Here is a 21100-nt window from a genome sequence, read left to right on the forward strand (position 1 = left end):
AGGATTTTTTCAGCCAAAGGCAGAATAGTATCCTTCGTGCATTAAACAATTAACGTTTCAAGCGGCTTATTGGCTCTAGGAACGAAACTAGGTACAACATAGGAGGAATTTTGTAACATGAACAAAACAGACCTTATCAACAACATCGCAGACAAAAGCGGCTTAACTAAGAAAGACGTAGAATCCGTATTGAATGGCTTTCTGGGCGAAGTAACTGACGCTCTTGCTAACGGAGACAAAGTACAGCTGATCGGATTCGGCACATTCGAAACTCGCAGCCGTTCAGGTCGCGTAGGTCGTAACCCACAAACAGGTAACTCGATCACAATCCCAGCTTCCAAAGTACCTGCTTTCAAAGCGGGCAACAAATTGAAAGACGCTGTTAAGTAATTAGATGCGTCTGGATAAGTTTTTGAAGGTGTCGCGGCTCATTAAGCGCCGCACCGTCGCGAAGGACGTGTCCGATCAAGGGCGCGTCCTTCTCAACGGTAAGGAGGCAAAGCCGAGTACTACCGTTAAGATTGGGGATGTGCTTGACGTTCAATTTGGACAGCGCACATTAACCGTGCAAATTGAGCGGCTAACCGAGTCCACACGTAAAGAGGATACTTTGGGCCTCTATACCGTGCTTAAGGAAGAAGCTCGCAAGCGCGAGGAAGATCCTTTCGGGCTATAGTCATAAAATGCACATAAGAGACCGGTCGCTGACCGGTCTCTTTATTTTTTGTCGCTCTCCTGGTCATATCCTCCTGCGCTTGGGGGAGGTCAACCCGTCTCAGGTCGAATTAACCATAGAATGTATAGTTATTGCTCCCACCAACCCATCTCGGGTCGAATTAACCATAGAATGTATAGTTAATGCTCCCACCAATCCGTCTCAGGTCGAATTAACCATAGAATGTATAGCTATTGCCCCCGCTAAACCAGCTCAGGTCGAATTAACCATAGAATGTATAGTTATTGCTCCCACCACCCGTCTCGGGCCGCATTAAGCATAGAATGTATAGCTATTGCTCCCACCAGCCCGTCTCAGGCCGCATTAACCATAGAATGTATAGTTAATGCTCCCACCAACCCGTCTCAGGCCCCATTAACCATAGAATGTATAGCTATTACTCTGGATCATCGTGATTCCGTTTTAAATGGTAGTTGGAAGTTGCAGTCGCAGATAGAATGGACATTTTCTGCGAGGTGTGCCGTCTATGTTTAGTCTAATCTTTCTTTTACCCACCTATATTAAGACTTAGCTTCAAGATTAAAGCTGCGAAAAATGAGTTAGAGTATGCAGAGGCAGCACATATGTCGCCCAATCCACCCTAGCTACCCCTGCACAAATTCCTTAATTGTTGTTATCATGAATAAGAGTTCCTCGAGGCGACTCGGGGGCTCTTATTTTTAGGATTTACATAACCGAGGAGCGATCAATATGACCAAAGCTCACGAAATATGGATCGGCGCATACAGCGCCAAAGACAAGGTTGGGATTACCCGGGTAGAATTACTTCCTGACACCGGAGAGCTTATCAAAACAGCTGAATACGGCGCCATAGAAAATCCCTCGTTTCTTAGCATGAACAAGGAAGGGACTCGTCTGTATGCGGTATGCGAGACAGATTCCTATGATGATGGCGAAGGTGGACATGAGGAGGGCGGTCAGCTCGCTTCTTTCCCAATTGACGCAGAAACTCGCAAGCTAGGCCCAGGACAATATCTTCCGACTCATGGAAACCATCCCTGCCACCTTAGCTTAACCCCATCAGAGGATTGGCTTGCGGTATCCAATTATAACGGAGCATCCGTTATGATGTACCCGATTAATCCGGATAAAAGACCAGGTCCACCAGCAATTCGATTCCGCCATACGGGAACAGGTCCGAATGAGGCACGTCAAGAGGCGCCGCACCCTCACTCTGTTTTTTTCAGTCCTGACGGTCAATATTTATTCGTTAATGATTTGGGAATGGACAAAGTGATGGTCTATACCCGTGGCCCTGAAGCGCATGAATGGTCCGCGCACGATGCCATCTCGCTCGAGCCTGGAGCAGGACCGAGACACTTAGCTTTCCATCCTTCAGGAAAATTCATATACGTATTGAATGAGCTGGATAGCACGATTACGAGGATATCCTTAGAGGACCCAACCAAGCTTGTGCGTCTGGAGTCCATTTCAACGCTACCTGATTCCTACACAGAAGAGAGCTGGACCGCGGAAATTCTTATCTCTAAGGATGGTAGATTCGTTTACGCCTCCAATCGTGGACATGATAGCATTGCTGTTTTCAACATTAATGAACATACTGGTGAGCTTAGCAGCACTGGATTTGTCTCAACAAGAGGAAAAACACCGCGTAATTTCGCGTTGACGCCAGACGGTCAATGGCTACTCGCTGCTAATCAGGGCTCAGATTCTCTTGTTCTTTTTCGTATAGAGCCTCAATCTGGATTGCCGATTTTTACAGGTACTGAATTGTCCATCAGCACCCCCGTATGTGTACTAATCCGCTAAAATGAACTCTTAGTCACCTTGCCCTTAGTTCTAATTCGTTCCCACCGCCCATAGGCTAGTCTTAAAGGCAAGGAGGGACGTGCCATGGAGCATGTTAAAGGGGCCAAGCATCAGGAGGTCAAGATGCTTAACCGGAAGTCTCTTGATATTTCCGGAGTCAGCAACGTGGATAGCTTTGATAATGAGGAATTTCTGCTGGAAACCGAGTGCGGCTTTCTGACCGTGCGGGGGCAAAACCTGCATATGAAAAACCTAAGCTTAGACCAAGGGCTAGTCTCGATAGAGGGAACGATCCATTCCCTTGTCTATTTGGACGGGACTACAGGCACTAAGTCGAAGGGTCTGTTCGGGAAAATGTTTAAATGAACGCGGCGGCACAATGGATGACGATTGTTTCTATGATGATGTGCGGGCTTGCTATGGGGCTCGTCTTTGATGTCTATCGTGTCGCCTCCCATCGGTTTACTGTCGCCCGTTGGCTGCTCCCAGCGCTAGATGTGGTGTATTGGGCGGCGGCAACCCTGGGGGTATTCCGGATTTTGCTAGCAAGCAATGAGGGCGAGGTCCGGATGTACGTGTTTCTGGGGCTAGGCATTGGGATCACTGGCTACTTTGGTATTTTTAGCAGCTGGGTAGTTAAGCTTTCAAGTAAATTCTTTGATTTTCTTAAAGCCCTGTTTCGATTTCTATGGAAGCTGTTTAATACATTAGTACTAGTTCCCTTTCTATGGATTGTTCGGTTGATTGCAAAGATAATCGATATCTTCTTTATTGTTACGGCGGCGCTATTGCTTTGGACAGGCAAGCTGCTGTTTAAGCCCTTTGTTGCAATGGGTATTCGGATATGGCCTAAGCTTCTGCCTGTTCGAAGAAAGTTTGAGCCTATGGTGAGAGCTTATGGCCGAATGAGAGAGCGTGCACGTCAAATACGGGATATTTTTAAGAAAAAACCGTAGCGACGGTTCGACAACATTCTTAACAGAAATGCTTCGTAAGAAGGATACTTTCACCATCAGTAACTATGCTATAATAAGCCCGTGATACCTCATTATGATTAGTAAATGACTTGGGAAGGAGGCATCGGAATGCCTTCACGCAATGTAGACACGAAACCTACTATCACTGGCGCACGTAGACGCTTGAAATTATTGTTGTTTATAATGGTTCTTTTCATGAGTTGGGCTGTATATGTCCTAATTGTACAATCTGGACAGCTTAGTGATCGTTCGAGTCAATTGCTTGAAGCAGACCAGAAGCTTGCCGATGCCCAGGTCAAAAACGAATCATTGAAGCAGCAGGTAGCCCGCTTGAACGATGATGAATATATCGGTCAAATTGCCCGTAAGGAGCATGGGCTGGGACTTCCGGGAGAAATCCCAATTAAAACGAAATAAGCCGCTACATAAGCTAAAGGTAGTTTAACGTCTGTTGACCTTGCTTTCGATTGTCGGTTATAATTAGCATAGCCGGACTTGTATCGTTCGGGCACATTTAGGTTCAGGGAGGAACATCTGTTTTTATGGCCATCGAAGTGGGTACCAAAATGGAGGGCAAAGTTACCGGCATCACGCATTTCGGAGCGTTCGTAGATTTAACTGGGGGCGTTACTGGACTCGTTCATATTTCCGAGATTGCCGATAGCTATGTGAAGGATGTTCATGAGCATTTGAAGATTAATGACATGGTTACAGTTAAAGTCATTAATGTGGACAAAGACGGCAAGATAGGTCTGTCCATTCGTCAAGCCGTGGACAAACCGCCGGAACAGCAGCAACAGCAGCAAGTACCGCAACAACGTGGACCACGCGATCGCGGTGGGCGTCCCTCCAAACCGGGTGGTGGTGGTTTCGGAAGATCCCCCTCTTTTGATGACAAATTGTCTCGCTTTCTTAAGGACAGCGAAGAGCGTATTTCTAATCTTAAGAAAAGCACCGAATCCAAACGAGGCGGACGTGGCGGACGTCGTTCGTAAGATATACGTATCGAGAACCGGACCAAATGGGTTCGGTTTTTTGTTGCGAAAAGAACCATCCACGTTAATCCGAGGGCAACAACGGCGCGCATAAAGAAACATATCACTTACGGCTACAGCCCAACCAACACGCCCAAAGTCGCAGTAAGTATAAAATGTATAGCTATTGCTCCCCCAAACCCGTCTCAAGTCGAATTAACCATAGAATGTATAGCTATAGACCCAACCAGCACGGTCACAGACGCAGTAGGCATAAAATGTATAGCTATTGCTCCCCCAAACCCGTCTCAAGTCGAATTAACCATAAATGTATAGCTATTGCTCCCACAAACCCGTTTCAGGTCGAATTAACCATAGAATGTATAGCTATTGCCCCAACCAGCACGGTCACAGACGCAGTAGGCATAAAATGTATAGCTATTGCTCCCACAAACCCGTCTCAAGTCGAATTAACCATAGAATGTATGGCTATTGCCCCAACCAACATGGCCAACAGCGCGGTAACCATAAAATCTATAGCTGTTGCTACGTATCATTGAGGAAATTAATTAAAAAATTCAAATATTTGAAAACCTCTACATTCATTCGCCCCTATCCGGCATGCGCGCGCGATTGGCGTCAATAGAGGGATAGCAAGGAGCGCCATCACACGTCGGATGAGCGCGTTTTTTTGTTGTCGTAATTGGCGATATGGCTATGTGCGCGCTCAGGAAAAGCGAGAATATCCTATGGGCGCCGTACGTTTGTTATAATCCCGAATGGCTTCGCCAACGTCCGTCCGATAGTGTCGGAAAAAACTTTTTTCCCGCCAACCGTTTCTGACAAACTTCATGAAATGCCCCCCCTATAATAAAGAACACAATTCAATCTGGTAAATGGGGTGTGCATCATGGACAAGCCGTCCGTTGTTCCTTTCGTGTCATTAACAGGGACCGGACCCTCTCTCGCTCCTAACAAAGGTCGCAAGAGTTGGTTTCAGAAGCGGAGAAGCACCGCAAAGTCGCAGCAAGAAAGCTCTAGTCCACCTTCGCTGCTATTGCGGTGGCGAGAAGCTTTACGCGCGCAGCAATGGCTGCTGTTGGTAGTTGGAGTCGGATTTTTATTAGGCAGGGCGGTCATGCTGGGAGGGGTTGCGCCTTTCGCGGCAGCATTTTTCGGAGTTGTGCTGTATTTGCGTAGAGATCTCGCTTTCTGGGCGGCGCTTGCGCTTGTGGCGGGCAGCTTCTGGGCAGTAGATCCTATGACGGCGGTTACTTGTGCGGAGATAGGGGTTATTTACTTGCTCTACCGCGGACTGGTGCTTTATGAGAGAGCTGATTTATCACACGCGCCCGTTGTTGTGTTCGCGGCAACATTGATTGTCCGATTGTTCGATACACTTCTCATGGATAAAACCTCTTGGTTGCCTTACGTGCTCACATTGGTTGAGGCAGGGCTGGCATTCGTGCTTACTTTACTTTTTGTCCATGCCATTCCTGTGCTGGCCCGAACGAGAAAGGCTTCCGAGCTGCGTCATGAGGAATGGGTTGGCATTGCTATTTTACTAGCCTGCCTTCTCACCGGAATGACAGGCTGGACAATGTACGGAATTGCTGTAGCCAGTGTTTTATCTCGTTATTTTGTTGCTGTAGTAGCTTACATTGGTGGTCCTGCTCTGGGAACGTCAGCCGGGGTAGTAGCGGGCATGGTACTTAGCTTGTCCAATCATGGCGCAGCCTCAGAGATTGGCTTACTTGCTTTTGGAGGGCTCATGGCTGGCCTTGTCCGTGAGGGTGGCAAGCCAGCGGCTGTGTTCGGTTTATTGCTAGGCACCTCGGTGCTGGCACTATACGGTGGGAGCTCTTCAGAAATGATGGCATCGACATGGGCGACGGTGGCGGCTTCTATAATTCTATTGCTTACCCCTCGTTCGGTTACGGAATCTTTATCTAGATTTATTCCTGGTACTTCAACCTATGCACAGAGCCAGCACGAATATGCACAAAAGGTTAGAGATATAACGGCAGAAAGGGTGGAAAAGTTTTCTGAGGTATTCCGTCAGCTATCTGGTAGCTTCCGTCAGATGACCCAAGCGGGAGAAACGGCCAGACAAGGGCGAGATCTTGATCATTTTGTAAATGCGGTTCATGAACGAGCTTGCTCAAGCTGTCATCGTCAACAATTGTGCTGGGGCAGTCAGTTCATTCCAACATATAAGCTTATGACGGATATGATGACAGCTGTAGAAAAGCAGCCTGATCTGATGCCCACCCAAATGCCCAAGTCATGGACCCGGATTTGCGTGAAAACGCCGCTGGTGCTTGATGTGCTCAAGCGTCAATACGAGGTCTATCAGAATGATCTGCATTGGAGGCAGCAATTGCAGGACAGTCGGTTTCTGGTCGCAGACCAACTGACAGGGGTTTCTCAGGTAATGGATGATCTCGTTAAGGAAATTCGTCGCGAAGCCAAGCAAATGGATACTCAGGAGAGGCAAATTCGTGATGCCCTCGACCATATGGGGCTGGCGATTCAGAACATAGATATTATAAGTCTAGAGGAGGGACATATTGATATTGAGATGGTGCATGCTTTCCGCACTGGATACGATGAGTGCCGCAAGATGATTGCTCCCATTCTTTCCGAGATTCTAGGGGAAACCGTCACAGTTCTGAATGAGCGATCCGAACAGCCCTCTGCCCATCTGAGCACGGTTACGTTCGCTTCGGCTAAGAGATATGAAGTAGAAACGGGGGTAGCAGGGGCTGCAAAGGACGGTGATATGCTGTCGGGAGACAGTTTTACGATGGTGGAATTAGGCAATGGGAAGTTTGCTGTGGCCTTAAGCGATGGAATGGGTAATGGAGTGAGAGCCAGAATGGAGAGCAGTGCAGCATTATCTATGCTAGAGCAGCTGCTGAAATCTGGTATTGATGAACGTCTGGCTGTTAAGTCAGTCAACTCTGTGCTGCTGCTGCGCTCCCCTGAGGAGATGTTTGCAACGGTCGATCTAGCGCTAATCGACTTGTACACTGCTCATGCGACGATGCTTAAGATAGGCTCTACACCAAGCTTTATTAAACGAGGGAGAGAGATTATTCAGATTGCTGCCAATAACCTGCCTATTGGAATTTTACAGGATATCGAAATTGATTTATTAAGGGTGCAGCTTCAGCCTGGGGATACACTTATTATGATGACGGACGGAATTATGGATTCTCCAGGGCATGCGATTAATAAGGAGCTATGGATGAAAAGAGTGCTACAGGAGCTTGATGTGGATGAACCACAGGATATTGCAGATGCATTGCTAGATACTGCTTTGCGACAGTATCCTGGCGGTGTTAAGGATGATATGACCGTCATCGTTACCCGGCTAACGCGCCACCAACCGGAATGGGCTGCCTTTAGCTGGCCCGGTCTGAGCCGCATGGAGCGACCAAGGACGGTGAGCTGATCGTTCAGAAGGATGTGAATTCATACAGGCGGAAAGCCCCCGAATTTAGGGGGTTTTCTTGCAATGTTAAGAATGTAAAATTAGTACCCTATCTAGCGAAGCCAGAAAGTTTATAATCCACCATATCCTACTGCACCGCACCCCTCCGCAATCCACTACTTCCACTATACTCCGCAACCGACTACGACCTCGCTTATGACTTCACGCATCCCACTATATTCCGGACACCGATTACAATCTCACCTGCGGCAGCGCGTGTCCTAGCTAACGAACCATATCGTTCTTATTATCGATAATTGGACTATTTATTTTTTCTTACGAACTTCAGAAGCGTTATTGAGGAAAATATAGGAGGAAAGGCGCTATTTTATTGGATATAAGATGCGTGGAGTTCGTTAAAATATAAAATCATTAGATTTTGATCAAATAAGAGTTACTGAGTTCGTAAGCTATATGTTATATGTCACGCAATCCATTTCTGAATAACCTCCGACATAAACCGTGGAACGCCGTAAAAGGACGGTGTCAGCCGTTTATGCTTACGCTTATTGTGACCTGTAAAAGCTACGATATATGGGTGCTAGTCCAGCGAGACGGTATCGAAGATCCAACTTGTGGCTTCGAAAACTTTTATAACCAGAATCCGCGAATCATCCCCCTGAACCTTTTTCCCCGAATATAGCAACTCCCCCCCCCTTTGAAAATGATTATTACTTCTGTTATCCATACAATGTTCAATTGCCTGAATGGCCTTCGCAAGCATATGATGAGTATAAGTTCTAGATTAGAATTATTCTAAACAAGAGAGGCTGATCAATATGAATACGTCTGATTTCCACCACCTCGATCATGTGAAGGAGCAGAAGGCTTCGAAGAAGACGTTGTGGATCACACTGGGCCTCACATTCTTTTTTACATTTGTTGAATTGATCGGTGGGCTGCTGTCCCGTTCTCTTGCCTTATTATCAGACTCGGCGCATATGGTTTCCGATGTATTCGCGCTTGGTCTTAGTATGCTTGCCATCTACATGGCGACTCGCAGGCCGAACCAGAAGTTTACCTTCGGATTTCTTCGTTTCGAGATTATTGCCTCATTCATCAATGGTTTGGCACTAATCGTCATTTCGTTATGGATCGTAATAGAAGGTATCCGGCGGATCATTCATCCCGAGGTTGTGGACTTGAAGCTAATGCTAATCATTGCTTCGATCGGGCTCGTTGTGAACATCGTACTGACAATTGTACTGAGCAGAAGCATGAAAGAGGAAGACAATCTAAACGTAAAAAGCGCGCTGTGGCATTTTATCGGAGATTTGTTAAGCTCGGTTGGTGTTATCGTGTCAGCAATCGTTATCTATTACACCGGATGGGCGATATTCGATCCTCTAATTAGTATGGTCATTGGTGCGATTATCTGTACAGGAGGCTTTAGGATTATACGAGAAGCTTACCTGATTCTGATGGAATCTGTTCCTGAACGGTTTGATCTGGAGCAAATACGCGCGGACCTAGCGACTGTAGAAGGCGTGGAGGATGTGCACGAAATGCACCTTTGGGCTGTAACGACAGAGCATTACTCGCTTACGGCCCATGTATTTGTTCGGGGCGATATTCAGCCTTACTGCGTTACTTTAGCGATAGACGAGCTGCTGAAAAGCAAATACGGCATCTCCCATTCAACGATTCAGGTTGAAAACGCAGATTTGCATGATCATGGAGAGTATGGTCGTCAGTTTCAATTACGTCGGGCTTAGCTCTCTGCGAAATCTCGGATAAGGTTAAATCTCTCATACTTTGGCGACACTATTAATAGATTCTAGTCACTAGGAGGAGTATGAGATGATGAAACAAATATTGCTAATTACAGACGGGGGCTCCAATGTGGGAGAAAGCCCCGTTTCCGCTGCGGCTCAAGCTTATGCAGAAGGCATTACGGTTAATGTTGCAGGCGTTATAGATGAAGGGACTATTGGCGAGTATGGAGCCGCTGAAATTGCTGAAATTGCTCGTGCTGGTGGAGGTATCAGTCAAATCGTCACGAGTCGGCAGCTATCCCGAACTGTGCAGATGATGACGAGACAGACGGTTGCAGGAAGCATTAAGCAGGCCGTTAACCATGAGCTTCGTCAGCTGTTCGGCGTAGGCGATGTAGGCTCACTCCCCCCGCCTAAACGTGCCGAGGTCGTTAAAGTGATGGAGGAGATGGAAGAAACCCTGTCACTGTCTTTAGCTTTACTAATTGACGCTAGTGCTAGCATGAAACCAAAGCTGCGTGCTGTGGAGGAAGCGATCCGCGATCTAACGCTTAGCTTACAGGCGAGATCAGGTAAGAGCCAGGTAGCTGTTTTTCATTTTCCAGGAGATTCAATGCATACTTATTGCGTTATGGATTCGGGATGGACATCCAACTCAGGTAAGATAGGATCGCTGTTTGGCAAAATTCGTATGGGAGGCACGACGCCAACAGGACCAGCACTTCTACAAGTCGTAGATTTTATTACGGAAACTTGTGGTAAAATAAGCACAGTAGAGCAAATGGACACGTCGCTAAAGACCACACAGGGCGATTCGAACGGGGTGCGGAGTGACTACGTCGTCTGATAAGCAGCCTTTTCCGCCAGGGACAGAAATAAAAGGCGAGTGGAATGGTAGAAGTTATCGTCTGGACCAGTTATTAGGAGTAGGGGCTAATGGGCAAGTGTATTTAGCGTCTTCCTCCAGCAGTCGCTTGAAGTTTGCGATTAAACTTGGATTGGAAGCTGCGGAGCTGCAGGGAGAAGCTAATATTTTAGCGTCCTTAGATCATTCGGAGAAGGATCGTCCTCCCTTTTTGTTGGATGTAGATGATGCCATGGTAGGGGGAAAGAAGGTTCCCTTCTACGTCATGCGTTACATACCAGGCAGTCCAGTTAAAGCCTATCTGAGGGAGAAAGGCTCCCATTGGATGGGCGTTATTGGTTACCGTTTATTAGAGCGCTTAACGCAGCTTCATGAAGCGGGATGGATTTTCGGGGATATTAAAAGTGATAACGTCCTGGTTGGTGAGTACGGACGGGTTGAGCTTGTAGATTATGGAGGCATGTCGGCTATTGGCCGAAGTGTTCGCCAATTTACTGAGATTTATGACAGGGGCTATTGGTCTGCGGGTAGCCGTACGGCTGATCCGGCTTACGACCATTTCTCAGTGGCATTATTGTGGCTGCATGCGCTTGATGGCAAGCGGTTGGTGCAGCTATCTAAGATTTTGCTGCCACAGAATCGTCATCCACGGGAGCTTATGAAGCTGGTAAGAAGCAATCCCCGGCTCCTTCCGCTGGAGGATTGGATGGAGAAGGCTTTAACGGGACAATTCGAGCATTCTCAGGATGCTAGCAAGCAATGGCGTAATGCTGTTCGTATTTCTCAGACAGCTTCAAAATCCAATGATCGGGTTCCAGGGTGGATGGCTGGTCTGCTGGGCGCTTCAATTGTTCTCTGTCTATCCTTAGTGGCGCTATGGATGTTTCAATAGGGGTAAAAAGGAGTAATGACTGTGCAAGTGCAACAGCAGGAAGACTGGAAGGCTCACATAATGGCACAAGCACGGGCGGACGGCTGGTGGCAAGGGGATAGCGCTGTCGTTGCAGCGATTTCCGGAGGTCCCGATTCGATGGCTCTCTTACATATACTTCGAGCAATGGCGGAGGAAGAGCCCTTCCGAATCATTGTTGCGCATGTCAATCACCAGTTCCGCGGAGCGGAGTCGGATGCTGAGGCGGCTATGGTAGGTCGTTTGGCGGCGGAATGGGGTTTGCCTTTCGAGTCAGCAGAGCTGAATGTACCAGCATATATATTAGATACTGGCATGAATACCCAATCCGCGGCTAGGGAAAAGCGCTATGAATTTCTTAAGCAGGTTGCTCATAAGCATTCTTGTTCTTACTTATTGACGGGACATCATGCCGATGATCAAGCCGAAACCGTACTGATGAGAGTCATCAGAGGAACGGGTGTAAGCGGGCTTGCTGGCATACCTGCCAGACGAAAAGATGAACAATTGGAACTGATTCGCCCCTTGCTGCGTATTAACAAATGTGAGCTTCTAGATTATTGTAAGCGAAACGGGGTGCCTTACGCGGTTGATAGCAGCAATGTCGACCGACATTATTTCCGCAATGCTGTCCGGTTAGATCTCTTGCCGTTGCTAGAGCAGTATAATCCCAAGCTTAAAGAATCATTGGTTAGACTTGCTACTATGGCAGCGGCGGATGACGATTATATGCAAGACCAAACCCTTCAGGCGTTCAAGGAGAAGGTAACTCCATATGGAGAGGGCTTCCGGTTAGAGCGACGATGGTTCCGCGGCCTTCACATCGCTTTACAACGCAGATTGATTAAATTAATATTAAATTGTTCTGCTAACCCTCGCCAGATGTTGGATTTTCAACATGTGGAGGAAATTCTTACTGCACTTGTACGCGAACATCCGACGACTACTCAGTTGGACATCGGAGATGGATGGGTGCTTAAGCGGGAATATGATGAGGTGTATATCGGTCAGGGCTTTCCGTCAGAGGTAGGTTTTTCTTATACCATTACTGACACGGCGAGTGAAGTTCTTATCGAGGAAGCAGGACAACGAGTTATACTGGAGCATCTAGAAGGTTTCATTCCCTATGCGCGGTCGGGTTTGCAGGAAGCATCCTTTGACGCAGGTCAAATTAAGTTTCCCATTCAAATTCGAAGTCGCATGCCGGGAGATCTTATACAGCCTTATGGACTAAACGGCACTAAAAAAGTGCAAGATATGTTCATCGATGCCAAAGTTCCGCGTTCCCGTCGCGATAAAATTCCCATTCTGGTGGATGGAGACAACCGCGTGTTATGGATACCGGGAATGCGGCGCTCGAGTCACGCTCTTGTTACTCCAAATACACGATTAACCTTGTTGATTAGGTTGGTCAGTATTGAAAACTAGGGCATGATCGGAGTAAAGTCATCATACCGTTTAATAATCACTGGGAGGTACCTTTTTTGCACAACGACATTCAAGAAGTTCTATACTCGCAAGAAGTAATACAGCAGAAGGTACAGGAGCTCGGAGCGACGATTAGTCGTGATTATGAGGGACGCAATCCACTTGTGATCTGTGTACTGAAGGGCGCTTTTATTTTTATGGCGGACTTGTCCAAGAATATCGATATCCCTATTGAGCTTGATTTCATGGCGGTATCGAGCTATGGCAATTCCACAAGATCTTCTGGTGAGGTCAGAATTGTTAAAGATTTAGACGCATCAGTTGAAGGTAGAGACGTCCTTATTGTAGAAGATATTATTGACAGTGGATTGACCCTAAGCTACTTGATCGATGTCCTGGAGCGCCGCAATGCGTTGTCCGTTAACGTGGTGGCTCTGTTCGATAAACCGGGACGCCGTACAGTAGACCTGAACGCAGACTACACCGGATTTAGTATTCCTGATGCATTCGTCGTTGGATATGGGCTTGATTATGCGGAGAGATACCGCAATTTGCCTTATGTCGGAGTGCTCAAGCCGGAAGTCTATACGGTTTAAGAGCTCGCCGTCCATACGGTGGTGCGTTATTATTGTGATGCCAAGACAGGCTATGGTAAAATGATGTAAGCGTGTCGAGAGGAGGTCGGGGATGAATCGGTTCATCCGGAACACAGGGTTTTACTTACTTATCTTTTTGGTAACGGTTGGGATTGTTCAGTTTTTCATTGGGAAGCAGGATACGACCAAGGAACTGAATTACAATCAAATTGTTCAAGCAGTCCAGCAGGGCAATGTTAAGGAACTGACCTTGCAAATTCAAAGCGGCACCTATTTAGTAACAGGTGAATATAAGCCTAAGGCCGCTAATGAGAAGGGCGAAACGTTCATGGGCCGTGCGCCTTATGCCGATTACGCACTTCAACAGCTTACTCAGATTGGGTTAGAGAAAAACTTTGAAGTTAACATTAAAAAAATGCCGGGACAAAGCTTCTGGCTGACATTCTTGACCTCTATTATCCCTTTCATCATCATGTTCGTTCTCTTCTTCTTCCTGATTAATCAGGCACAAGGCGGCGGCGGTAAGGTGATGAATTTCGGCAAAAGTCGTGCCCGTCTCTATAATGAAGAGAAGAAACGGGTCACGTTCGAGGATGTGGCCGGAGCGGATGAAGAGAAGCAAGAGTTGGTCGAGGTTGTCGAGTTCTTGAAGGATCCCCGTAAGTTTGCGGCGCTTGGCGCACGCATTCCAAAAGGTGTTCTCCTCGTCGGTCCTCCAGGTACAGGTAAAACGTTGCTTGCTCGTGCAGTAGCGGGTGAAGCGGGCGTTCCGTTCTTCACTATATCTGGTTCTGATTTTGTTGAAATGTTCGTGGGCGTCGGGGCATCCCGTGTTCGTGACTTGTTCGAGAATGCAAAGAAAAACTCGCCATGTATTATCTTTATCGATGAGATCGATGCTGTTGGTCGTCAACGGGGCGCAGGCCTTGGTGGTGGACATGATGAGCGTGAGCAAACACTCAATCAGCTTCTCGTAGAGATGGACGGCTTCGGTGCCAATGAAGGTATCATTATCGTTGCTGCAACGAATAGACCAGACATTCTTGATCCAGCCTTGCTTCGTCCAGGCCGGTTTGACCGTCAGATTACGGTTGATCGTCCAGACGTTAAGGGCCGTGAAGCAGTATTGAAGGTTCATGCTCGCAACAAGCCTTTGAATAAAGATGTTCGTCTTGGCACTATTGCTAAACGTACAACTGGATTTACAGGTGCTGATCTGGAAAACTTACTCAACGAGGCAGCCTTGCTTGCTGCACGTCGTAATAAGAAAGATATCGCCATGCAAGAAGTCGATGAAGCGATTGACCGTGTTATCGTAGGTACGGAGAAGAAAAGCCGTATCATTAGCGATCGTGAGAAGCGTATTGTCGCTTATCATGAAGCGGGTCATACAATTGCTGGATTCTTCCTTGAGCATGCGGATACGGTACACAAGGTAACGATCGTTCCACGTGGACGTGCAGGCGGTTATGTCATCATGCTTCCTAAGGAAGACCGTATGCTTGTGACTAAGCAAGAGCTTCTTGATAAAGTGACAGGCTTGCTGGCAGGTCGTGCAGCCGAAGAAATCTTTATCGGAGAAATTGGTACGGGCGCTTATAGCGACTTTAAGTCAGCTACAAGCATCGTACGTGCAATGATCATGGAGTACGGAATGAGTGAAAAGCTCGGAACTATGCAGTTCGGTAGCAGTTCCCAAGGTCAGGTATTCTTAGGCCGTGACATCGGACATGAACAGAACTATTCTGATGCCATTGCTTATGAGATCGACCAAGAGATGCAGAGCATTACTCGTGATTGCTATGATCGTGCTAGGAAGCTCCTTAACGAGAAGAGTGCAGAGATGCATTTGTTAGCTAAGACGCTTCTTGAACAGGAGACGCTTGATCTCGAACAGATCAAGACTTTGATCGAGAAGGGTATCTTCGTAGCTAACGTTGAGGAACCATCCTCTAACGACGAGGAGTCCAAAGCTGAACCGATTGTGGATACGATTGGCGATGTCAAGGTGCGGATTCAAACCCGTGATGACGAGCCATTGCCGACTATACCGGATTCGCGCAAGGATGACGGCTCCGAAGAGCCTAAATAATAAGGTACTCATTAAACGGGATGTTCCCGCGCTGTAACGGCGCTTGGCGAACATCCCGTTTTAATATCCTGAAAAAAGGGCTTACAATCGGTGCAAGATGAATTGACAGCCTTACTTGGCAAGTGTAAATTAGTTGTTAATGAACGAACTCGTTTTCGTCCACAATAGAGACAACGATCCCGCCATGTTTGTGCATTGATTCACAAACTATCGGTTCATCTAGGGGAGGAGATTAAGCATGGAGGCTTTGGCACTAGAGCGTAAAGCAGAACAAAATCGCGAGCTACGCGAACGGCTTATGCAGCTTAAGAAGGAACGGAATGCCATTATTCTCGCTCATTATTATCAGCGTGATGAAATACAGGAGGTCGCGGATTTTCGCGGAGATTCTTTTCTGCTAGCTCAGAAAGCGGCATCAACAGATGCGGATGTCATCGTGTTCTGTGGTGTACATTTTATGGGAGAGAGTGCTAAGATTCTGGCTCCACATAAGACCGTGCTCGTTCCGGACGAACGTGCAGGCTGCCCAATGGCAGATATGGTTAATCCGATTGGACTTAGGGAATTAAAGGCAAAGCACCCGAATGCTAAAGTCGTTACCTATATTAATTCCTCTGCTGACGTTAAGGCGGAAACGGATATTTGCTGTACGTCCGCTAATGCGGTCAACGTTGTCAATTCAGTTGATGCCGATGAAGTCATCTGGTGTCCAGATAAGAACCTTGGGCATTATGTGCAGCAATTTACTGACAAGAAGATGATTATTTGGGAAGGCTACTGCAACACCCACGACATGTTGACTATTAAGGATGTCGAGGAGATGCGGGCGAAGTATCCGAATGCGGAATTCGTAGTCCACCCAGAATGCCGTCCGGAAGTCGTTGAAATGGCCGATTTCGTTGGCAGTACGACGGGTATTCTTAAGCATTGTCGGGAATCCAGTCATCAAGAGTTTATTGTAGGTACGGAGGACGGAACAGGATATCAGCTTCGTCTGGATAGTCCTAATAAATCCTTTCATTTCGCATCGAAATTTCTCGTCTGCCCGAACATGAAGGTTAATAACCTGAAGAAGGTTGTTAAAGCCTTAGAGACGATGCAACCGCAAATATATGTACCGCAGGATGTCGCGGACAAGGCTCGTTTATCGCTGGAGCGCATGCTGCTAGTAAAGTAAAACGGCTAAGCTGTCCAATGGACAGCTGCAGACGTTTATATCTGACGATTAGACAAGCTGAGGTATAACCTACCGATGCTTTCTAATCGTTCAAGCAGCTTGTGCTACTCTTCTGTTGAGTGGGGACAAAATAACCATGATTCCAAGGTACGTTGTTGATTTTGATCTAGACAAGCTTCCTCGCATTGAGACGGACGTGATCGTTATTGGGGCCGGCATCGCCGGACTATATACGGCGCTAAAGGCCAGCGAGACGCAGCGGGTATTAATGATAACTAAGAAGTCCTTATTCGATAGCAACACCCGCTATGCGCAAGGCGGAATTGCTGCGGTAATTTCCGATGAAGATTCTCCCGATTTTCTTGCTAAAGATACATTGATTGCTGGAGCAGGTCTTTGTAATGCCGCAGCAGTCGATGTGCTTGTTCATGAAGGGCCTCATGGGGTACAGGAGCTTATTAGATACGGCACCAACTTTGATGAAGAAGACGGCCAGTACGCTCTGACGAAGGAAGGTGCTCATAGCCAACGTCGTATACTCCATGCTAATGGGGATGCCACAGGCTTTGAGATCGTCCGTGCATTGGCGGAGAAGGTCAAATCTGATCCGACTCTTGAGCTGTGGGACGATCATTTTGTGCTGGATCTGTTGACGGAGGACGGGGAATGTCGGGGGGCGCTCGTTCAGAAGCCAGACGGATCTCGCGTTGCTGTATTCGGACGAGCTACTGTGCTTTGTACAGGGGGCACCGGGCAGCTCTATCGGTATACGACTAATCCTGAGGTGGCAACCGGTGACGGGGTGGCTATGGCCTACCGTGCAGGTGCTGATATTCGGGATATGGAGTTTAATCAATTCCACCCGACGTCTCTTTGTTATCCTGGTGCGCCTAGATTTCTTATCTCGGAGGCCGTTCGCGGCGAGGGTGCATTCTTACGCAATATTAATGGCGACAGATTCATGGAAAATTATCATCCTCAGCTAGAGCTTGCTCCTAGAGATGTTGTGGCTCGTGCAATTGTGAACGAGATGGAAACGACAAAGTCTACTTATGTTTATATTGATATTACGCATGAAAGCCCTGAATTAATTAAGCATCGTTTTCCGACGATATTTGAATATTGCTTAAATTATGGACTCGATATGACGACGGATTGGATACCTGTAGCGCCAGCAGCTCATTATATGATGGGTGGAGTCAAAACTGATCTCCATGGCGAGACTAGTATTCATCGTCTCTTTGCCTGTGGTGAAGCTTCCTCGACTGGAGTGCATGGCGCTAACCGGCTTGCAAGTAATTCATTGTCGGAGGCTATCGTTTTCGGACAACGTATCGTAGATGCTGTAAACAAGCTTACCCCAGCAAAGGCTTCTGCAGACAATGGCTTAGGCTTAGATAGGAATGCTGCATTGACGGGTGCACTTATCGAGCGCCGCCTGAAGCTTCAGAAGGGAATGGTTCGCTACGCTGGATTACGAAGAGATCGTGCCGGACTTCTTAAGGGGCTAGAGGAGTTAAAGAAGCAGCTGCCATTGTTTCAGCTGTGTCTCTCTAAGAAAGAGGAATTGGAATATGCTAATCTCTTGACCTGCGCATTCCTTGTAACCGAGGGAGCACTCAATCGTGAAGAAAGTCGTGGCGGTCATTATCGGGAAGATTATCCTCAGAGGGATGATTTGAATTGGCGTACACACACGATATTGAACCGGGAAAAAGGTATTCGTACAGAAAGGGTCGACGACGATGTTTGAACGAGAAAGCGATTGGACAATCGGTGGTCCTGCAATTGAAGCAGTGAAAGATCAGCTTCGCTCTTGGTTGGCGGAAGACATTGGTTCGGGAGACGCTACAACAATGGCGACTGTACCCCTGGGTCATGTATCGAGCGGAATTATCCATGCTAAACAGTCGGGCATTCTTGCTGGTATTCCTTTAGCGCGGCTTGTTTTCGAGGTCATAGATAAAGATTTGAAGTTTAATGCTCAGGTAGCAGATGGAGTTAGAGTGGAAAAGGGTACGGTTCTAGCCATTGTTGAAGGCTCAACACATAGCATTCTGACGGGTGAAAGACTGGCGCTCAACTTATTGCAGAGGCTTTCGGGTATTGCAACCAAAACTAACGAATACGTAGAAGCTGCTCAGGGGCAGGCTGTAAAGATTGCCGATACCCGCAAGACTACTCCAGGACATCGGACACTTGAGAAATATGCAGTTAGAGTCGGTGGTGGAGCTAATCACCGCTTCGGTTTGTATGATGCTGTCATGATCAAGGATAATCACATTAAAGCAGCTGGAGGGATTACAGCGGCAGTTCATGCGGCGAAATCCCGTATTCCCCATACGATGATGATTGAGGTAGAGGCTGAGTCTTTAGCAGAGGCTGAAGAAGCGGTTCATGCTGGGGCGCATATCGTCATGCTTGATAATATGACGGCTGCTGCGATGGCAGAGGCTGTAACGGTTGTGCGGCGTATGGCTCCACATATTGTCCTAGAAGCTTCCGGTGGGATTACACCTGAGCGAGTGGCAGACGTAGCGCGGAGTGGCGTTGACATCATATCGGTTGGGAGCTTGACTCATTCTTTTCTAGCGCTTGATATAAGCTTGGATCTGAATGCTAAGAAGCAGCAGGGGGTACCGATATGATTCTAGTAGTAGATGTCGGGAATACCAATATCGTATTAGGCTTATACGAAGGAAATATTTTAACGCATGATTGGCGCCTAAGCACGAATCGTTCCTCTACTGTAGACGAATATGGCGTACTAATTAGCAATCTATTTCAATTTGCTGGTGTTCGAGCAGAACAAATTGAGGGCGTTATTTTATCCTGTGTGGTTCCGCCAATTATGAGCGTGTTGGAGCAGCTATTCGTCAAATATGTTGGTAAAGAAGCTTTGGTTGTCGGACCTGGCATTAAGACGGGCTTAAATATTCGTTATGAAAATCCTAAGGATGTCGGCGCGGATCGGATCGTGAATGCGGTAGCGGGAATCGAGCAGTACGGCACTCCACTGGTTATTGTAGATTTCGGAACAGCGACGACCTTCGATTATATCGATGCTTCAGGTGCTTATTTAGGTGGCGCTATCGTTCCAGGTATCGGCATTGCGGCAGAGGCCTTGTACCAACGTGCAGCGAAGCTACCTCGGATTGAGCTTGCAAAGCCAAAAACAGTCATTGGTCGCAACACGGTTGCAGCTATGCAGGCGGGTATTATTTTCGGCTATGCAGGCCAGGTTGATGGAATTGTAAGAAGAATATGCAAGGAATTTGGCGTACAGCCTAGAGTCATTGCAACTGGGGGCTTGGCTGAGCTAATTGCTGGCGAGTCGGAAACGATTGAAAAGGTTGATCCTTTGTTGACGTTAGAAGGATTGAGGATTGTATATGAGCGTAATGGGTAAAAATAAATATTCAGCTATGACAAAGGTTTGTGGTTTACTGAGGGAGGGCTTGGTAGTATGAAGGACGAAATAATACGTGGTACAGCATGGAATAATGGAATACGGGTATTTGCTGCTCGCATGACTGAATTAGTTGGAGAATTGCAACGACGGCATGGAACTTTCCCTACTGCAACAGCAGCTTTGGGTCGTACTGCGACCGTATCTGCTATGATGGGATTTATGCTCAAAGGCAATGAGAAGCTAACGGTACAAGTAAAGGGTGACGGCCCACTAGGTCAAATTGTCGTTGATGCTAATGCGGCAGGAGAAGTTAGAGGTTATGTTGACCATCCCGAAGTTCATCTTGCTAGTAATAATCAAGGTAAATTAGACGTAGCAGGTGCGGTTGGACGCTCAGGCTTTGTCCATGTTACTAAGGATTTAGGACTTAAAGAGCCTTATCGGGGCAGTGTTCCCATTATTTCCGGGGAGCTTGCAGAAGATTTTACTCTTTATTTCGCAGATTCCGAGCAAAGCCCTTCTGCAGTGGGATTGGGTGTTCTAGTAGATGCAGACGGATCTGTGCTACATGCGGGTGGATATATCGTGCAAGTGCTACCGGGATTAGCAGATGATCAGCTCGTTCGCTTGGAGCAGGCAGTTGCAAACATGCCACAGGTGACAGCGTTACTCGATCAAGGAGAAACACTGGAATCGATTCTGCAGTTTCTCGTTGGGGAAGATTTGACGATACATAATTCAATCGAGCCGGTATTCAAGTGCAAATGCTCACGTGAGCGTTTTGAGAAGGCACTTATTACGCTTGGTAAGAAAGAAATCCTCAGCCTGATAGAGGAAGACGGTCAAGCGGAGCTGCACTGCCACTTCTGCAATGAGAAATATTTGTTCGAAGCTGAAGAGCTGCAAGCCTTGCATAGTCTTTCCGATAAGGATTAAGGAAGGGATGATACTT

The 21100-nt window shown here is 47.2% G+C and carries 19 protein-coding genes; all 19 read left to right on the top strand.

Annotated elements, in window-relative coordinates; all coding sequences use genetic code 11:
- Window positions 1-117: 117 nt before the first annotated feature.
- The 19 genes from KCTCHS21_RS00335 (at window position 118) to hslO (ending at window position 21084) form a co-directional block, all read left to right on the top strand.
- Window positions 118-390, top strand: a complete 273-nt coding sequence (locus tag KCTCHS21_RS00335) for an HU family DNA-binding protein (RefSeq protein WP_130604605.1) — start codon at window positions 118-120, stop codon at window positions 388-390.
- A gap of 4 nt (window positions 391-394) precedes the next feature.
- Entirely contained in the window at window positions 395-676 is a 282-nt protein-coding gene (locus KCTCHS21_RS00340) for an RNA-binding S4 domain-containing protein (RefSeq protein ID WP_130604606.1), read from the top strand.
- A 750-nt stretch (window positions 677-1426) separates the two neighbouring features.
- Window positions 1427-2506 carry a lactonase family protein gene (locus KCTCHS21_RS00345; protein WP_130604607.1) on the top strand — a complete coding sequence of 360 codons (1080 nt, stop codon included), beginning with the start codon at window positions 1427-1429 and terminating at the stop codon, window positions 2504-2506.
- Window positions 2507-2590: 84 nt separating this feature from the next.
- The gene (yabP, locus tag KCTCHS21_RS00350; protein WP_130604608.1) at window positions 2591-2872 is read left to right on the top strand and encodes a sporulation protein YabP; all 282 of its coding nucleotides are present in this window, start codon (window positions 2591-2593) and stop codon (window positions 2870-2872) included.
- Window positions 2869-3462, top strand: a complete 594-nt coding sequence (gene yabQ / locus KCTCHS21_RS00355) for a spore cortex biosynthesis protein YabQ (protein WP_130604609.1) — start codon at window positions 2869-2871, stop codon at window positions 3460-3462. The genes yabP and yabQ overlap by 4 nt, the downstream gene beginning before the upstream one ends.
- A gap of 129 nt (window positions 3463-3591) precedes the next feature.
- The gene (locus KCTCHS21_RS00360) at window positions 3592-3900 is read left to right on the top strand and encodes an FtsB family cell division protein (protein ID WP_157993899.1); all 309 of its coding nucleotides are present in this window, start codon (window positions 3592-3594) and stop codon (window positions 3898-3900) included.
- A gap of 125 nt (window positions 3901-4025) precedes the next feature.
- Window positions 4026-4478 carry a S1 domain-containing RNA-binding protein gene (locus KCTCHS21_RS00365; protein ID WP_130604611.1) on the top strand — a complete coding sequence of 151 codons (453 nt, stop codon included), beginning with the start codon at window positions 4026-4028 and terminating at the stop codon, window positions 4476-4478.
- 889 nt (window positions 4479-5367) lie between these two features.
- The gene (spoIIE, locus tag KCTCHS21_RS00370) at window positions 5368-7914 is read left to right on the top strand and encodes a stage II sporulation protein E (RefSeq protein WP_130604612.1); all 2547 of its coding nucleotides are present in this window, start codon (window positions 5368-5370) and stop codon (window positions 7912-7914) included.
- An 818-nt stretch (window positions 7915-8732) separates the two neighbouring features.
- On the top strand, window positions 8733-9668 hold the full coding sequence (locus KCTCHS21_RS00375) for a cation diffusion facilitator family transporter (protein WP_130604613.1): 936 nt from the start codon (window positions 8733-8735) through the stop codon (window positions 9666-9668).
- 88 nt (window positions 9669-9756) lie between these two features.
- Window positions 9757-10515 carry a vWA domain-containing protein gene (locus KCTCHS21_RS00380; RefSeq protein ID WP_130616274.1) on the top strand — a complete coding sequence of 253 codons (759 nt, stop codon included), beginning with the start codon at window positions 9757-9759 and terminating at the stop codon, window positions 10513-10515.
- A complete protein-coding gene (locus tag KCTCHS21_RS00385; protein ID WP_130604614.1) occupies window positions 10499-11425 on the top strand; it encodes a serine/threonine protein kinase in 927 nt (308 codons plus the stop codon). Before KCTCHS21_RS00380 ends, KCTCHS21_RS00385 begins: the two co-directional genes overlap by 17 nt.
- A 15-nt stretch (window positions 11426-11440) precedes the next feature.
- Window positions 11441-12871, top strand: a complete 1431-nt coding sequence (tilS, locus tag KCTCHS21_RS00390) for a tRNA lysidine(34) synthetase TilS (RefSeq protein ID WP_130604615.1) — start codon at window positions 11441-11443, stop codon at window positions 12869-12871.
- A gap of 56 nt (window positions 12872-12927) precedes the next feature.
- Window positions 12928-13467 carry a hypoxanthine phosphoribosyltransferase gene (gene hpt / locus KCTCHS21_RS00395; RefSeq protein WP_130604616.1) on the top strand — a complete coding sequence of 180 codons (540 nt, stop codon included), beginning with the start codon at window positions 12928-12930 and terminating at the stop codon, window positions 13465-13467.
- Between the two features lie 91 nt (window positions 13468-13558).
- Window positions 13559-15559 carry an ATP-dependent zinc metalloprotease FtsH gene (gene ftsH, locus KCTCHS21_RS00400; RefSeq protein ID WP_130604617.1) on the top strand — a complete coding sequence of 667 codons (2001 nt, stop codon included), beginning with the start codon at window positions 13559-13561 and terminating at the stop codon, window positions 15557-15559.
- A 238-nt stretch (window positions 15560-15797) separates the two neighbouring features.
- Window positions 15798-16736, top strand: coding sequence for a quinolinate synthase NadA (gene nadA, locus KCTCHS21_RS00405; protein ID WP_130604618.1), 939 nt, complete (start codon window positions 15798-15800; stop codon window positions 16734-16736).
- A 136-nt stretch (window positions 16737-16872) separates the two neighbouring features.
- A complete protein-coding gene (gene nadB, locus KCTCHS21_RS00410; protein ID WP_130604619.1) occupies window positions 16873-18489 on the top strand; it encodes an L-aspartate oxidase in 1617 nt (538 codons plus the stop codon).
- Window positions 18482-19384 carry a carboxylating nicotinate-nucleotide diphosphorylase gene (gene nadC / locus KCTCHS21_RS00415; RefSeq protein WP_130604620.1) on the top strand — a complete coding sequence of 301 codons (903 nt, stop codon included), beginning with the start codon at window positions 18482-18484 and terminating at the stop codon, window positions 19382-19384. The genes nadB and nadC overlap by 8 nt, the downstream gene beginning before the upstream one ends.
- Complete coding sequence (locus tag KCTCHS21_RS00420) at window positions 19381-20145, top strand: type III pantothenate kinase (protein ID WP_130604621.1); 765 nt, start codon at window positions 19381-19383, stop codon at window positions 20143-20145. Before nadC ends, KCTCHS21_RS00420 begins: the two co-directional genes overlap by 4 nt.
- A 57-nt stretch (window positions 20146-20202) precedes the next feature.
- Window positions 20203-21084 (top strand): Hsp33 family molecular chaperone HslO, encoded by an 882-nt coding sequence (gene hslO / locus KCTCHS21_RS00425; RefSeq protein ID WP_130604622.1) that lies wholly within the window; start codon window positions 20203-20205, stop codon window positions 21082-21084.
- The last annotated feature ends 16 nt before the right edge of the window (window positions 21085-21100 follow it).

This window comes from Cohnella abietis (assembly GCF_004295585.1).
Classification (GTDB): domain Bacteria; phylum Bacillota; class Bacilli; order Paenibacillales; family Paenibacillaceae; genus Cohnella; species Cohnella abietis.

Excerpts from the sequence above, each read along its gene's own strand:
- KCTCHS21_RS00420 (WP_130604621.1), top strand. The coding sequence starts at position 19,381 with ATGATTCTAGTAGTAGATGTCGGGAATACCAATATCGTATTAGGCTTA.
- nadC (WP_130604620.1), top strand. The coding sequence starts at position 18,482 with ATGTTTGAACGAGAAAGCGATTGGACAATCGGTGGTCCTGCAATTGAA.
- KCTCHS21_RS00365 (WP_130604611.1), top strand. The coding sequence starts at position 4,026 with ATGGCCATCGAAGTGGGTACCAAAATGGAGGGCAAAGTTACCGGCATC.
- KCTCHS21_RS00340 (WP_130604606.1), top strand. The coding sequence starts at position 395 with ATGCGTCTGGATAAGTTTTTGAAGGTGTCGCGGCTCATTAAGCGCCGC.
- ftsH (WP_130604617.1), top strand. The coding sequence starts at position 13,559 with ATGAATCGGTTCATCCGGAACACAGGGTTTTACTTACTTATCTTTTTG.
- KCTCHS21_RS00360 (WP_157993899.1), top strand. The coding sequence starts at position 3,592 with ATGCCTTCACGCAATGTAGACACGAAACCTACTATCACTGGCGCACGT.
- hslO (WP_130604622.1), top strand. The coding sequence starts at position 20,203 with ATGAAGGACGAAATAATACGTGGTACAGCATGGAATAATGGAATACGG.
- yabQ (WP_130604609.1), top strand. The coding sequence starts at position 2,869 with ATGAACGCGGCGGCACAATGGATGACGATTGTTTCTATGATGATGTGC.
- KCTCHS21_RS00345 (WP_130604607.1), top strand. The coding sequence starts at position 1,427 with ATGACCAAAGCTCACGAAATATGGATCGGCGCATACAGCGCCAAAGAC.
- nadB (WP_130604619.1), top strand. The coding sequence starts at position 16,873 with ATGATTCCAAGGTACGTTGTTGATTTTGATCTAGACAAGCTTCCTCGC.
- KCTCHS21_RS00380 (WP_130616274.1), top strand. The coding sequence starts at position 9,757 with ATGAAACAAATATTGCTAATTACAGACGGGGGCTCCAATGTGGGAGAA.
- yabP (WP_130604608.1), top strand. The coding sequence starts at position 2,591 with ATGGAGCATGTTAAAGGGGCCAAGCATCAGGAGGTCAAGATGCTTAAC.
- nadA (WP_130604618.1), top strand. The coding sequence starts at position 15,798 with ATGGAGGCTTTGGCACTAGAGCGTAAAGCAGAACAAAATCGCGAGCTA.
- KCTCHS21_RS00375 (WP_130604613.1), top strand. The coding sequence starts at position 8,733 with ATGAATACGTCTGATTTCCACCACCTCGATCATGTGAAGGAGCAGAAG.
- spoIIE (WP_130604612.1), top strand. The coding sequence starts at position 5,368 with ATGGACAAGCCGTCCGTTGTTCCTTTCGTGTCATTAACAGGGACCGGA.
- KCTCHS21_RS00335 (WP_130604605.1), top strand. The coding sequence starts at position 118 with ATGAACAAAACAGACCTTATCAACAACATCGCAGACAAAAGCGGCTTA.
- tilS (WP_130604615.1), top strand. The coding sequence starts at position 11,441 with ATGACTGTGCAAGTGCAACAGCAGGAAGACTGGAAGGCTCACATAATG.